The following is a 13,317-nucleotide window of genomic DNA, read 5'->3' on the forward strand; positions in this document are numbered from 1 at the left end:
CGGCTACGAGGCCGCGGGCGTGGCCCGGCTCCGGAGCTCCTTCTTGTCCGGCTTGCCGGTGTCGGTGAGGGGCAGCGCGTCCGTGAAGTCGACGACGTCGGGCACGTACATCTCGCCGCGGCCGTCGAGCACCGCGGCCCGCAGCTCCCGCGCCGTGACCGCCACCCCGGGGACGGGCACCACGGTGACGTGGATGCGTTCGTGGCCGCCCTCGCCGCGTACCCCGTAGACGGCGCACTGCCGCACGCCCGGGTGGGTGTGCAGGAAGTCCTCCAGCTCGGTGGTGTACACGTGGCCGCCGACGACGGCGATCATGTCCTTGATCCGGTCGACGACGGCGAGGTAGCCGTGCTCGTCGAGCCGGCCGAGGTCGCCGGTGTGCACCCAGCCGTCCCGCAGCACCTCGGCGGTGAGCTCCGGGTTCTTCCAGTAGCCCTCCATCGCGTTCTCGGACCGGACGCAGATCTCCCCGACCTCGCCGACCGGGAGCGCCTCGCCGGCCTCGTCGCGGATCTCCACCTCGACGCCGTCGACCGGACGGCCGGCCGTGCGCAGCAGGTCGAGGCGGTAGGGGTCGTGCTCGTCGGCGGGCAGCACGCTGACGATCCCGGCCTCGAACTGGCCGTAGGCCTGCTGGAAGACCCGGCCGAAGCGGCGGACCGCCTCGGCCATGCGCACCGGCGAGGAGGGCGTGCCCCCGTAGGTGATCTGGCGGAGGGCGGAGATGTCGGTGGCCGCCGCGTCGGGGTGGTCCAGCACCTGGTAGAGCAGCGGGGGCAGCAGGAAGACGTCGGTGATGCGTTCGCGGGCGAGGGTGGCCAGCACCTCGCCGGGGTCGAAGGCGTAGTGGAGGACGACGGTGCCGCCGGTGGCGAGGGTGCCGTCGGCGATGAAGCCGGCCGCGTGTGACAGCGGCGTGCACACCAGGTCCCGCCGCCGCTCCCCGGTGATCAGCGCGGCGAGCCAGTTGCCCTGCATGCGGGCGAAGCTGCTGCGGATGCCCTTGGGGTGGCCGGTGGTGCCGCCGGAGTGGCGGATGAAGCACAGGTCCTCCGGCCGGGCGGCACTGGCCAGCGGCGCGTCCGACCGGCCCGCGGCCAGCGTGAGGAGGTCCTCGCCCAGCTCCGGCGCCGCCTCGTCGTTCTCGCCGAGGACGAGGACGTGCTTGACCGGCACGGCCGCGGCGAGGGCCGCGCCGCGCTCCGCGAGGCGGGGGTCGACGATGAAGGCGTAGGTCTCGACGTCGGCCATGATCCGGGCCTGGACGTCGGTGCCCAGCCGGATGTACAGGTGGTTGAAGTGCGCACCCAGGAGGTTGACCGCGTAGCGGACCGCGACGGTCTCCGGGATGTTCCCGCACAGCAGGGTCACCGTGCGGCCGCGCTCCACGCCCCGCTCGCGCAGGGCGCGGGCGAGCCGGTAGACGAGGGAGCGGAACTCCGCGGCCCCGAGTCGGCGTTCGCCGCTGACCAGCACCTCCTGCCCCGGTTCGTCCGACAGTCCGTCGAGGACGATCTCCACGTAGTTGCGGAACTCGTGGTCACCGCCGTCGCCGGCGGGGTCGGCCGGGCGTACCTCGGGGGTGCTCATCGCTGCTGGTCTCCTTGTGAGTTCGGACGCAGGGGACGCCCCGGAGGCGGGGCGCCTTGTGCACGGATGGTTGTCCGTCCTCCATCAACTACCCAGGCCCGGGCGGTTCTACCGGCCGCCGGGGGTGTGCTGGGTGCGCTGATCGGGCGGCCCGGCCTCGGCGTTGGGCGCCGAGGCCGGACGCGGGTCAGTTGGCGACGCTGAAGTCGCCGCCGACCGCGGCGGCGATCTTGTCCACGCCGGTCAGTGCGGTGAGCGAGGTCACCGGGGTGGAGCTCTCCGTGGTGGTGCCGTTGGCCAGCTGGCCGGAGCCGTTGGCGCCCCAGGAGCGCACGGTGTTGTCGCCGAGCAGGACGATGGTGTGCTCACGGCCGCCGTCGACGAGTTGGACGCCGGTCAGGCCGGGGACGGGGACGGGGGTGATCCGGTAGTCGGTGGTGCCGTCGCCGATCTGGCCGGAGGTGTTCTGGCCCCAGGCCTTGAGCTTGTTGTCGCTGTCGGTGACGGCCAGGCTGTGGTTGCCACCGGCGGCGATGCGGGAGACCCCGCCGAGCCAGATGCCCTGGGTGTCGACCGGGGTGTAGCGGTTGACGGTGCTGTTGTCGCCGAGCTGTCCGGTGGCGTTGTAGCCCCAGGCCTTGACCGCGTTGCCGCTGGTGGGCTTCGTGCCGCCGCTCGGCGGGCCGATCAGGGCCAGGTTGTGGTTGGCCCCGGCGGCGATCAGGGTGACACCAGTCAGGTCGCTGACCGGGGACGGGACGTTGCGGCTGGCCGAAGTGCCGTCGCCCAGCTGGCCGTTGATGTTGTAGCCCCAGGCCCAGACGGTGCCGTCCTCGCGCAGTGCGAGGCTGTGGTTGAGGCCGCCCGCGATCGCGATCACCTTGTTGAGGCCCTCGACCCGCACGGGCACGCTGCTGTCGGTGTTGGTGCCGTTGCCCAGCTGGCCGTAGTTGTTCTTCCCCCAGGCCACCACGGTCCGGTCGGCCAGTAGGGCGAGGCTGTGCGAGCCGCCCGCGGCGATGTCGGTGGCGTTGGAGAGGTTGACCACCTGGCCGGGCGCGTTGTGGCTGAACACCGAGCCGTCTCCCAGCTGGCCGGAGTCGTTGGAGCCCCAGGACTGGACCGTACGGTCGGTCAGCAGCGCCAGGCCGTGGCCGTTGGTCGGGCCGGTGCCACCGGCGGCGATCCTCACCACCTCGGCGCTGGTCAGGCCCAGCACGGTGGTGGCGGTGGTGCGGAAGTCCGTCCAGGTTCCGTCGCCGAGCTGGCCGGAGCGGTTGTTGCCCCAGGCCTTGAGTCGCTTCTCCGCCACGTCGTTCTCCTCATGGGTGTGCTGTCGGTGGACACCTGCGGTCGCATCCTCGGTGACAGCCGGGCGGGACGGGGTTTCGAAGTTCGATCTTCACTCGAACGGGCGGTCTTCTGCCGATTGCCCGGATTTCAGTGCTTCGAGATGCCTGGACCGTTGCCCCCTGGCCCGGCACGCCCCCGCGCCGCCGGCGGTCCGTGGTCGCGCAGCTCGGTAAGTACTGCCCAGGCCACCGACACCACCGGTACGGCGACCACCGCGCCCAGTACCCCGGCCAGCACCGCGCCGCCGATCACCGACAGCGCGATCGCCACCGGGTGGATCCGCACCGACCAGCCCAGCACCAGCGGGTGCAGCAGATGGCCCTCGATCTGGCCGATCACCACGATCAGCGCCAGTACCAGCAGCGCGACCACCGGCCCCCGCGCGGCCAGGGCGACCAGCGCGGCGATCGCCAGCGCGATCGGGGAGCCGATCAGCGGCACCAGCGCCGCGACGAACTCCACCACCATCAGCGGCAGCACCAGCGGCACCCGCAGGAGCGCCAGCGCGAGGCCGACCAGTGCCGCGTTGACCGCCGACACGATCAGCACCCCGCGGGTGTACCCGGCGAAGGTGCGCCAGGCGGCCTGCCCGGCCCGGCCCCAGACGGGACGCGCCCGGGCCGGCAGCTGGCGCTGCGCCCAGCTCCACATCCGGTCGCCGGAGTGCAGGAAGAACACCGAGCAGAACACCGCGAGGGCCAGCCCGGTGACCAGCTCGACGGCCCGGCTCGCGCCGCTGAGGGCGGTGGTCAGCAGCGCCGAGCGGTGCGCCGAGACGAACGCGCCGACCTTCGCCCGCAGGTCGGTGACCGTCCCCGGGCGCAGGTGGAAGGGGGCGCCGGTGAGCCAGTGGTCGATCCGGCCGAGGCCGCCGCGCAGCTCGTCGCCGATCCGGTTCCACTCGTCGGCGACGTTCGTCCCGACCAGCGCCAGCACCCCGCCGACGACCACGAGCGCGCACAGGAACGCCACCAGCACGGCCAGTGACCGGGGCAGCGTCCGGGCCAGCAGGTCGACCAGCGGGCGCAGCACCGAGGTGATCACCAGCGCCACGAACAGCGCGATGACCGGCACCTCCAGCTCGCCGAGCACCCCGACGGCCAGGTAGGCGGCCACTCCGAGCAGTCCCAGCCGCCAGACGTACCCGGCAGCGGTGCGCAGCCCGGCCGGCACGTGCTCGACGGGCGCCGCGGGCCGTGCCGGCCGCACCGGCACCCGGGGCGGGCGGCTGCCGAGCGGCCGGGGGCGCCGCGCCGGGCGAGGTTCCGGGCGGTGGTCGGGGCGGTGTTCGGGGCGTCCCACGGCGGGCTCAGCCGGGGGTCCCGTGCGGTTCCGGCCCGTGGGTCGTGCGCGAGTCGCTCATGGGGCTCGCCTCCTCCGTCCTCGGCCTGCTCCCAGCGTCTCCCCGGCCCCCGGACCCGCACACCTCGGCGGGCTTCCGGACCGGTGCCGGAGGGCGTCAGGGGTGCCCGACGGCCCTCCGCCGGCTGAGGTAGGTGAGGACGGCGAGGACCCGGCGGTGGCCGCTGTCGGCGGGTGAGAGGCCGAGCTTGGCGAAGATGTTGCCGATGTGCTTGTGGACGGCGTTGTCGGTGATGACGAGCCGGGTCGCGATCGTGGTGTTGTCCTGCCCCTCGGCCATCAGCGCGAGGACCTCGCGTTCGCGCGGGGTCAGGGCGGCCGTCGGGTCCTGGGCGTGCCGGGTGAGGAGCTGTCCGATCACGTCCGGGTCCATCACGGTGTCCCCGGCGGCGACCCGGCGCAGCGCGTCGGTGAACTCGCTGACCCGGCTCACCCGGTCCTTGAGCAGGTAGCCGATGCCGCCGCGCCCGTCGGAGAGCAGTTCCCCGGCGTACTGCTGCTCGACGTACTGGGAGAGGACGAGCACGGGCAGGCCGGGCTGCTCCCGGCGGGCCCGGATGGCGGCGTGGATGCCCTCGTCGCGGAAGCCGGGCGGCAGCCGGACGTCGACGACGGCGACGTCGGGCCGGTGCTCGGCGACGGCGGCGAGGAAGCCCGGGGCGTCCTGGACGATCGCGGCGACGCGGAAGCCCTTGGCGGTGAGCAGGAGTTCCAGCCCGCTGGAGAGCAGGACGTTGTCCTCGGCGATCACGACCCGCACGGCACACCCACCGTGATCGTGGTCGGGCCGCCGGCCGGGCTCCGGAGGTCGAGGGTGCCGTCGAGCGCCAGGACGCGCTGGCGGATCCCGGCGAGGCCGGTGCCCAGCCGCTCGTCGGCGCCGCCGCTCCCGTCGTCGGTGACCTCGATCGACAGCCGGTCACCGGTGCGGGCGACCCGTACCGCCGTCCGGGTGGCGCCGCTGTGCTTGGCGGCGTTGGTGAGCGCCTCGGCGACCGTGAAGTACGCGACGGCCTCGACCGCGGCGGGGAGGGTGCCGAGGCTGCCGACGTCGAGGGTGGTGTCGAGGGCCGCGTCGGCCGCGAGGGCGGACAGTGCCCCGGTGAGGCCGCGGTCGGCCAGGATCGGCGGGTAGATCGTCCGGATCACCGCGCGGAGCTCCACCATGGCCTCCTCGGTGGTCCGGTGGGCCTGCGCCAGCAGGGTGGCGACCGTCCCGGGGTCCTCGTCCAGGAGTTCCCGGGCCACGCCCAGCCGCATCGCGATGGCCACCAGCCGGGCCTGGGTGCCGTCGTGCAGGTCGCGTTCGATCCGGCGGAGCTCCGCGCCGTGCGCGGTGAGCGCCCCGGCCCGGGTCTCGGTCAGCGTCTCCACCCGCTGCGCCAGCTCCTCGGAGGCCGACGGCGCCAGCAGGGCCACACAGGTCCGGGCGTGCAGGCGGGCCAGCCGGGGGACCAGCCAGACGGTCAGCGCGGCGAAGGCCAGCAGCTGCGCCGTCCCCAGGGTCAGCGCCGGGCCCCACCCGGTCAGCGGGGCACCGGCGGCGAAGCCGCCCGCCCGGGTGCCGGCGGGCAGCGCCCACCACAGGGGCACCGTGACGGCCGTGGTCAGGGTGTTGCCCGCGCACACCACCGCGACCAGCCCGAACGCCAGGCCGCTCAGGAGCCAGGCGCCGAGCCACCCGAGGAGGCGCGCGGTGCCGGCCCGGACGGGGCCGGAGGCGGGTGCGCCCAGCAGTCCGTCGGCGCGGCGGCGCTGGCGGCCGGCCCACGCGCGCGCCGCAGCCGGGACGAGGAGGACGGGCAGCACGAGCACGGCGAGCGCGGCGGCGAGCAGGCTGCCCAGCAGGTAGCTCAGGGCGCGCCAGGTCGCCGAAAGCCTTTCGGCCGCAGGGAGGTTCATCCGCCCAAGTCTGGATCACGGCGAACCGGCCCGGCACTACAGCCCACTACCCTGTTTTCCGACCGGCTCGGGGTACCGACCGGGCGCGGCGGTCGGACCTAGCGTCAACTCCCATGAAGAAATCACCGATTGGCGCCGCAGGACGGCGCGGCCGTTCCGTACGGCGGACCCTGGTGTCGGCCGCCGTCCTGGCCGGCGCCCTCGCCACGACCGTGCCCGCCGCCGCGGCGGCCCGGCCGTACGACGACCGGAGCCTGCTCCGGCGGGACGCGGCCGCGCTCACCGCCCTCGGCGTGACGGGCGTGCAGGCCCGGCTGGTCACCGCCGACGGCCGGACGGTGACCGCCACCGGCGGCGTCGCCGACGTGACGACCGGACAGCCGGTGTCGCCGGACGGCCACTTCCGGATCGCCAGCGTCACCAAGGCCTTCGTGGCCACCGTCGTCCTCCAACTCGTCGGCGAGCACCGGCTCTCCCTGGACGACCCGGTCGAGCGGTGGCTGCCCGGCGTGGTGTCCGGGAACGGGAACGACGGCGGCGCGATCACCGTCCGCCACCTGCTCCAGCACACCAGCGGCCTCCACGACGACTACCCGGACTACAGCTCGGCCGACGACTTCCGCCGGCACCGCTACGACGGCTCCACGCCCGAGCAGAGCGTCGACCGGGCGCTGCGCCACCCGCCGGACTTCCGGCCCGGCGCCGACTTGCGCTACAGCAACACCGGTTACGTCCTGCTCGGCATGATCATCGAGCGGGTCGGCGGGCAGGCCTGGTACCAGGAGGTACGGGACCGGATCGTCCGGCCGCTCGGCCTCACCCACACCTTCCGGCCCGGGACGTCCCCCACGCTGCCCCGGCCGCACGCCCGGACGTACCAGAGCTTCCGGCCCGGCGAGCCGCCCGTCGACGTCACCGAGCAGGTCGGCCTGGGCATCAACGGGGAGGCCGGGCTGGTCTCCACCACCGCCGACCTCGACCGCTTCCTCCGGGCCCTGCTGGGCGGCCGACTGCTGCCGCCCGCCCAGCTCGCCCGGATGCTGCAGACCGTTCCGGTCGGCGAGGAGTTCCAGGCGCTCATGCCGGGGGCCCGGGACGGACTGGGACTCTTCTCCCGCCCGCTGACCTGCGGCGGGGTGTCCTGGGGCCACGAGGGCGGCGACGCCGGCTGGATCACGGCGACCGGGGTCACCGCCGACGGCCGGCGCAGCGTCACGCTCTCGCTCTCGGGCGTCCGCGCCGACACCCCGGACGACGTCCGCCGGATCGAGCAGGCGGAGAGCCGGCTGGTCGACGACGCCCTCTGCGGCGCCCCGGACACCGACCACCGCCGCCGCTGAGCCGCCACCCGTCGGGGCCGTCGACCGGACCGAGGCCGACGGCCCCGACGCTTTCGTGACGCTGGGCCGCCGGCCGCCCGCAGTCCGTCACCCGCGGGGCCGCTGCCCCATGCGCCCGGGACACCGGGTGGACGAGACTGCTGCCATGCGGCCGGTCGTGGGCGAAGAGAGGTCGGTCATGGGTGCGGAGAGCGCGGGGAGCGTCCGGTGGCGGCCCCGGCCCGGGCGGGCGGAGCGGCAGCTCGCGACGGCGGGGCTGTGCGCGCTCGTCTGCCTGGCGGCGGGCGGCCTGTGGGCCGGCTACGTGCTGGGCCACCTGGGTACGCCGGGGATCGCCGAGCCGACCCGGCACCTGGCGGTGCTCGGCTTCGGCCTCGCCGCCGTCGCGGGCGGGGTGCTGCTGCACGCCCACCGCCCCGGTCTGGAGCTCGGCTGGGTGCTGCTGGCGTACGGGGGCGCGCTGATCCTGCCGCTCGCCGCCGAGACCCCGGTCTGGACGCAGGTGGGCGACCCGCGCTACGTCGGCGCTGTGGTCGTGCTCAAGTCGGTCGGCTACACCGTCAGCGGCACGATCTGGCAGGCGCTGCCGCTCTGGCTCCCGTACGGCCGGCTGACCGACCGCCGCTGGTGGCTCGCGGTCGGCGCGGTGGGCCTGTGGATGCTGCCCCAGGCGAGCTACTACGTCTACCAACCGACCGTGTTCGGCCGCCCCAACCCGCTCGCCGACAGCACCGTCGCCGACTGGCTGCGGCACTTCAACGGCACCCTGCACATCACCCAACTGGTCGTGTGGGTCGCCCTGACCGCCCTGGTGGTGCTCGTCCCGCTGGCCCGCGCCCGCCGGGTGCCCCGGCGCCGCCGGCAGCACGTGCTGGTCGCGATCGCCGTCTACCTGCTCTGGGCCGGCGCCGAGGCCGGCTACTACTTCAACGGCCAGAGCACCGCCTCCTACGCCGCCTACGCGGCCGCCTCCGCGCTGTGGACCCTGACCCTCGCCGTCGTGGTGGTGCGGGACGGCTCCTGGCGGCTGGACCGCTCGGCCCGCCGGATCCTGGTCGGACTGCTGGTCGCCGCCGGGCTGGCGGTCGTCTTCGTGCTGCTGGCCGGGCTGCTGTCCACCATGCTGCTGCCCGGCCGGGGCTTCGGCGCCCTGTGCGTGGTCGCCCTGGTCCTCCTGCTCGCCGGCGGCCTGCCCAGGGGCGTGCGCTGGGCCTCCGGCATCGTCGACCGCTGGTACTACGGCGCCCGCGCCCAGCCGTACCAGGTGCTGCGCAGCCTCGCCGGGCGGGTCAGCCAGACCGTCGACCCGCAGGACGTGCCCGCCGTGCTGTGCGCCACGGTCGGCGACGAACTGCGGCTGCCCGGAGTGGACCTGACCGTCTCGACCCGCGGCGGTGAACGCCGGCTCGCCGCCGTGGGGGAGTACCCCGAGGACGGCGAACGCTTCGCCCTGGTCCACCGCGGCAGCGAGATCGGCCGGCTCACCGTCTCCCCGCGTCCGGGCCAGCGCACGCTCGACGACAGCGACCGCGACATCCTGCGCTCCCTCGCCGACCAGGCCGCGCCCGCCGTGGCCTCGCTCCAGCTGATGGAGGACCTGCGGGCCAGCCGTGAGCAGATCGTCGCCGCCCGGGAGGAGGAACGCCGTCAGCTGCGCCGCGACATCCACGACGGGCTCGGCCCGATGCTGGCCGGGCTGCGGCTGCGCCTCCAGGGCGCGGCCGCCGTGGACGACCCGGCCCGCTTCGCCGCCGCCCTGGAGGACGTCGCCGACGACCTCGCCACGGCCGTCCGTGAGGTCCGCCGGATCACCGACCGGCTCGGGCCCACCGCGCTCGGCGACTACGGGCTGAGCCGCGCGCTGCGCCGCCTCGCCGACACCTTCAGCGGCGACGAGCTCACCGTCACCGCGCTGCTCGCGCCCGACCCGCTGCCCGAGCTGCCCGCCGCGGTCGAGGTCGCCGTCTACCGGATCACCGCCGAGGCGCTCAACAACGTGCTGCGCCACGCCCGGGCGACCAGCGCCAGGGTGACCGTCCTGGTCGACCCGGGGCGGCTGGAACTCACCGTCGAGGACGACGGGCAGGGCCCCGGCCGCGGCGACGCGGGCCACCCGGGGGTGGGGCTGCGCTCGATGAGCGACCGGGCGGCGGAGATCGGCGGCAGCTGCACCGTCCACCCCGTCGCGGGCCTCGGCCAGGGCACCCGGGTGCACGCGGTGCTGCCGCGCAACCCGGCGGGCTGACGGGAGCCGCCGGGCGCGCCCGGACCGGGGTCAGCAGTTCGGCGGGTTCGGGCACGGCTTGTGGCCGTGGCCGTGGCCGTGACCATGACCGGGGCCGTGGGCGTGGCCCCTGCGCTTCTCCTCCCCGGCCGCCTCGCCCTCCGCCCGGGCCCTGCAGCACCGGGCGGCGCGGACGACCACGGCCGCGAGGACGACGACTCCGGCAGCTCCGGCGGCGACGGCCACCGGGTTGACCGATCTGGCGTTCATGGTGTCCTCCGGGAGGGTTCCGCAGGCCGGTCGACCCGCCCCTCCATGGCACCGCCCGGGCTGACCCATGCGCATGGGGCCACGGTCCCGTTCCGGTCCCGCCGCGGCTACGCTCCGTCGCGACCCCAGGCCGCGAGCGTCACCGACGCCCACGCCCCGACCCGCTCCGCGAACCCCTCGGCCGGGAACGCCCCGTCCACCGCGACCTGCTCGATCGTCACCGCGAACCCGCCCCGCGGCGCCTCCTGGGCGGGATGTGCCGCCCCGCCCGGTGCGGTCCCGCCCGTCACCCGGTGTGAGTTCGCCCGGCGCGCCCGCCCGACCAGCCGCTCCACCGCCGGCAACCCGCCGTCGAGGTACGCCCGCAGCATCCCCCGGGCACCCGCCCCGCCGTCCCCGGGCAGCCGGCCCGGATGCTGCAACAGGAAGCAGGACACCGACACCGCGTGCAACGGCCCCCACGGCTCCGCCCGCGAGTGGTCCAGCGCCAGCAGCCGGTGGAACAGCTCCGGGCACCCCCGCGCACCGCACTCCCCGCAGGTCTCCATCCGCGCCTCCCCCTGACGTCCCGTGTACGGCCCCGAGGGCCCTGGACAACCCGCCGGCCCCGACGGCCTCGAACAACCCCGATGGCCCCGACGGCCGCCCGCCACAAGGTAGTTGGCCGCCGCGGCAAGGTTCCGCCGGGCTACTCGCGGAGGGACTTGTTCAGGTACATCGCCGTGACGCCGTAGCCGCCGCGCCGGTAGAGGGCGATGGCCGCCTCGTTGCCGCCGAAGACGTTGAGGGCGAGGTCGGTGCTGCCCAGGCGCACGGCGAGCCGTTCGGCGGCGGCGAGGACGGCCGCGCCGTAGCCCTGGCGGCGGAACTCGGGGAGGACGCGGAGGCGGTAGAGCCAGGCGGAGGTGGAGACGCCGGCCCCGGCGCGCGGGTCGGGGCCGATCCAGGCGGTGCCGACGGTGCGCCCCGCCCCGTCCTCGGCGACCACCAGGTGGTGGCCCGCGGTGTCCAGGCCGTCCGGGAGGAACCTCGCGGTGCCCTGACGGGTGTGTGCGCGGGCCAGCTCCTCCGGCATCCGCTCGGCGAGCTGCCGGACGGTCTCGGCCTCCCGGATCTCGGTGGCCGCCTGGTACTCGGCCGGGGTCATCCGACGCAGGGTCACGCTCCGATCGTCCATCCCGCCATCCTCGGCGAGCGGGCGCGGTCGGCGAAACCGCTTTTCCGCGGGTAGGGCGACGGTGTGGTACCGCGGTACTACGCGGCGTCCGATGATCAGTCCGCAGTGCCGCGGTTCGGGCCCCGCCGGGCCCTAGCGTGGAACCCGTGGGCGGCCGGGAGGGCCCGGCCCCTGAACGTAAGGGCTAGCGATGATCGAGGCGCACCAGCTGACGAAGCGGTACGGGGAGAAGACCGCCGTGGACGGGCTGGACTTCACGGTCCGGCCGGGCGCGGTGACCGGGTTCCTCGGCCCCAACGGGGCGGGGAAGTCGACCACGATGCGGATGATCGTCGGACTGGACGCGCCCACCAGCGGGTCGGTCCGGGTCAACGGCCGCCGGTACGCCGAGCACGCCGCTCCGCTGCAGGAGGTGGGCGCGCTGCTGGAGGCCAAGTCGATCCACCCCGGCCGCTCGGCGTTCAACCACCTGATGGCCCAGGCCCACACCCACGGCATCCCGCGCCGCCGGGTCGAGGAGGTCATCGAGCTGACCGGCCTCCAGTCGGTGGCCCGCAAGCGCGCCGGGGCGTTCTCGCTCGGCATGGGCCAGCGGCTCGGCATCGCGGCCGCCCTGCTGGGCGACCCGGCCACGGTGATGCTGGACGAGCCGGTCAACGGGCTCGACCCCGAGGGCGTGCTCTGGATCCGCAACCTGCTCACCTCGCTCGCCGCCGAGGGCCGCACCGTCTTCGTCTCCTCGCACCTGATGAGCGAGGTCTCGCTGGTCGCCGACCACCTGATCATCGTCGGGCGGGGCCGGCTGCTCGCCGACACCACCGTCCAGGAGCTCGTCCAGCAGGCCGGCGGCGACGTCGTCAAGGTCGCCAGCGCCGACCCGACCCGGCTGCGCTCGGCGCTCGCCGGACCGGACGTCGAGATCACCGGCCGCTCCGGCTCCGAGGAGCTCCTGGTCACCGGGCGGACGGCCCGCGAGATCGGCCTGACCGCCGCCGAGCACGGCATCGCCGTGTTCGAACTCACCCCGCGGACGGTCTCCCTGGAGGAGGCCTTCATGGAGCTGACCCGGGACGCCGTCGAGTACCACGGCACCACCACCGTCGAGAGCACCGTCGACACCCAGAGGAGCGCGGCATGACCACGATCGCCCCCAGCCAGACGGCCGTGCCCGCCGGGCAGCGCCCCGCCGGCCCCGCCTACAAGGTGACGGCCGCGCGCGTGCTGCGCTCCGAGTGGGCCAAGCTGTGGTCGCTGCGCTCCACCTGGATCACCCTCGGCCTGGCCCTGCTGTTCCTGGTCGCCTTCGGCCTGATCGCGGCCTTCCAGTTCAAGTCGCGGCTCACCTCCGGCCGCCCGATGGACCGGGACTTCGCCGACGCCGGCGCGCTCAGCCTGTCCCTGTTCGGCACCAACTTCGCCCAGCTGGCGCTCGGCGTCCTCGGCGTGCTGGTCGCGGCCGGCGAGTACTCGACCGGCATGATCCGCTCCACCCTGGCCGCCGTGCCGCGCCGCCTGCCGGTGCTGTGGTCCAAGGCGGCGGTGTACGGCGTGATCGCGCTGGTGCTCGGCACCGTCGGGGTCTTCGCCACCTTCACCGCCGACAGCGGCATCCTGTCCGGCACCCGGGCGGCGATGACCCTCTCCGACACCGGCGTGGTGCGCGGCCTGCTCGGCGCCGGGCTCTACCTGGGCCTGGTCGGCGTGATCGGGGTGGCCCTCGGCGCCCTGCTGCGCTCGGTGGCTGGCGGCATCGCCGTGCTGGTCGCCTCGCTGATGCTGATCCCCGGCCTGACCTCGCTGCTCCCCACGGACTGGCAGGGCCACATCAGCCCGTACCTGCCCAGCCACGCCGGTGAGGCGATGTTCGCCCTGCACCACGACTCGACCACCCTCTCGCCGACGGCCGGCCTGCTGGTCTTCCTCGGCTGGACGGTGTTGGCGCTCGCCGGTGCCGCCGTCCGGCTGGTGCGCAGCGACGCCTGAGCCTCGGCCCTGTCCGGCCTAGGGTCCGTCTTCGAACTCCCGTCTGCGGGGCGGCGTTGGGGCACGCGCCTCGCCGCGTTGTCGTCGGTCGCCAATGCGCTGCATTGGGCTCCCTC

At 74.9% G+C, this 13,317-nt stretch carries 12 protein-coding genes; 4 read left to right on the forward strand and 8 right to left on the reverse strand.

All coding sequences use genetic code 11. From position 1 onward, the window contains the following. Positions 1-3: 3 nt before the first annotated feature. The 5 genes from ACFY2K_RS07810 to ACFY2K_RS07830 form a co-directional block, all read right to left on the reverse strand. Positions 4-1,590: an AMP-binding protein gene (locus tag ACFY2K_RS07810; RefSeq protein ID WP_387710183.1), complete on the reverse strand. Its 1,587-nt coding sequence runs from the start codon at positions 1,588-1,590 to the stop codon at positions 4-6. A gap of 187 nt (positions 1,591-1,777) precedes the next feature. Then, entirely contained in the window at positions 1,778-2,902 is a 1,125-nt protein-coding gene (locus ACFY2K_RS07815) for an RCC1 domain-containing protein (RefSeq protein ID WP_380522286.1), read from the reverse strand. A 128-nt stretch (positions 2,903-3,030) separates the two neighbouring features. Beyond that, on the reverse strand, positions 3,031-4,245 hold the full coding sequence (locus ACFY2K_RS07820) for an AI-2E family transporter (RefSeq protein ID WP_380522284.1): 1,215 nt from the start codon (positions 4,243-4,245) through the stop codon (positions 3,031-3,033). Positions 4,246-4,402: 157 nt separating this feature from the next. Next, positions 4,403-5,065: a LuxR C-terminal-related transcriptional regulator gene (locus tag ACFY2K_RS07825; RefSeq protein WP_380522282.1), complete on the reverse strand. Its 663-nt coding sequence runs from the start codon at positions 5,063-5,065 to the stop codon at positions 4,403-4,405. Beyond that, complete coding sequence (locus tag ACFY2K_RS07830; RefSeq protein ID WP_380522280.1) at positions 5,053-6,207, reverse strand: sensor histidine kinase; 1,155 nt, start codon at positions 6,205-6,207, stop codon at positions 5,053-5,055. The genes ACFY2K_RS07825 and ACFY2K_RS07830 overlap by 13 nt, the downstream gene beginning before the upstream one ends. A gap of 113 nt (positions 6,208-6,320) precedes the next feature. On the opposite strand from ACFY2K_RS07830, the gene ACFY2K_RS07835 reads away from it, so the two are divergent. Together ACFY2K_RS07835 and ACFY2K_RS07840 are read left to right on the forward strand one after the other, a co-directional pair. Next, complete coding sequence (locus tag ACFY2K_RS07835) at positions 6,321-7,547, forward strand: serine hydrolase domain-containing protein (RefSeq protein ID WP_387710186.1); 1,227 nt, start codon at positions 6,321-6,323, stop codon at positions 7,545-7,547. A 178-nt stretch (positions 7,548-7,725) separates the two neighbouring features. Further along, positions 7,726-9,792, forward strand: coding sequence for a sensor histidine kinase (locus ACFY2K_RS07840; protein ID WP_380522276.1), 2,067 nt, complete (start codon positions 7,726-7,728; stop codon positions 9,790-9,792). A 30-nt stretch (positions 9,793-9,822) separates the two neighbouring features. On the opposite strand, the gene ACFY2K_RS07845 is transcribed toward ACFY2K_RS07840, so the two are convergent. The 3 genes from ACFY2K_RS07845 to ACFY2K_RS07855 form a co-directional block, all read right to left on the reverse strand. Further along, the gene (locus ACFY2K_RS07845) at positions 9,823-10,041 is read right to left on the reverse strand and encodes a hypothetical protein (RefSeq protein WP_387710188.1); all 219 of its coding nucleotides are present in this window, start codon (positions 10,039-10,041) and stop codon (positions 9,823-9,825) included. Between the two features lie 107 nt (positions 10,042-10,148). Continuing rightward, positions 10,149-10,589: a DUF5946 family protein gene (locus tag ACFY2K_RS07850; RefSeq protein ID WP_380522272.1), complete on the reverse strand. Its 441-nt coding sequence runs from the start codon at positions 10,587-10,589 to the stop codon at positions 10,149-10,151. A gap of 140 nt (positions 10,590-10,729) precedes the next feature. Beyond that, the gene (locus tag ACFY2K_RS07855; RefSeq protein WP_387710190.1) at positions 10,730-11,218 is read right to left on the reverse strand and encodes a GNAT family N-acetyltransferase; all 489 of its coding nucleotides are present in this window, start codon (positions 11,216-11,218) and stop codon (positions 10,730-10,732) included. A 190-nt stretch (positions 11,219-11,408) separates the two neighbouring features. Between ACFY2K_RS07855 and ACFY2K_RS07860 the strand changes: the two genes are divergently transcribed. After that, entirely contained in the window at positions 11,409-12,356 is a 948-nt protein-coding gene (locus tag ACFY2K_RS07860) for an ATP-binding cassette domain-containing protein (RefSeq protein WP_380522268.1), read from the forward strand. Further along, positions 12,353-13,201, forward strand: coding sequence for an ABC transporter permease (locus tag ACFY2K_RS07865; protein WP_380522266.1), 849 nt, complete (start codon positions 12,353-12,355; stop codon positions 13,199-13,201). The genes ACFY2K_RS07860 and ACFY2K_RS07865 overlap by 4 nt, the downstream gene beginning before the upstream one ends. Positions 13,202-13,317: the final 116 nt, after the last annotated feature.

The sequence above is a fragment of the Kitasatospora sp. NPDC001309 genome (assembly GCF_042896295.1).
Lineage (GTDB): Bacteria > Actinomycetota > Actinomycetes > Streptomycetales > Streptomycetaceae > Kitasatospora.

What these genes read in the sequence shown, in the direction of transcription:
- ACFY2K_RS07865 (WP_380522266.1), top strand. Translation starts at nt 12,353, where the DNA reads ATGACCACGATCGCCCCCAGCCAGACGGCCGTGCCCGCCGGGCAGCGC.
- ACFY2K_RS07840 (WP_380522276.1), top strand. Translation starts at nt 7,726, where the DNA reads ATGGGTGCGGAGAGCGCGGGGAGCGTCCGGTGGCGGCCCCGGCCCGGG.
- ACFY2K_RS07835 (WP_387710186.1), top strand. Translation starts at nt 6,321, where the DNA reads ATGAAGAAATCACCGATTGGCGCCGCAGGACGGCGCGGCCGTTCCGTA.
- ACFY2K_RS07845 (WP_387710188.1), bottom strand. Translation starts at nt 10,041, where the DNA reads ATGAACGCCAGATCGGTCAACCCGGTGGCCGTCGCCGCCGGAGCTGCC.
- ACFY2K_RS07850 (WP_380522272.1), bottom strand. Translation starts at nt 10,589, where the DNA reads ATGGAGACCTGCGGGGAGTGCGGTGCGCGGGGGTGCCCGGAGCTGTTC.
- ACFY2K_RS07860 (WP_380522268.1), top strand. Translation starts at nt 11,409, where the DNA reads ATGATCGAGGCGCACCAGCTGACGAAGCGGTACGGGGAGAAGACCGCC.
- ACFY2K_RS07810 (WP_387710183.1), bottom strand. Translation starts at nt 1,590, where the DNA reads ATGAGCACCCCCGAGGTACGCCCGGCCGACCCCGCCGGCGACGGCGGT.
- ACFY2K_RS07855 (WP_387710190.1), bottom strand. Translation starts at nt 11,218, where the DNA reads ATGGACGATCGGAGCGTGACCCTGCGTCGGATGACCCCGGCCGAGTAC.
- ACFY2K_RS07830 (WP_380522280.1), bottom strand. Translation starts at nt 6,207, where the DNA reads ATGAACCTCCCTGCGGCCGAAAGGCTTTCGGCGACCTGGCGCGCCCTG.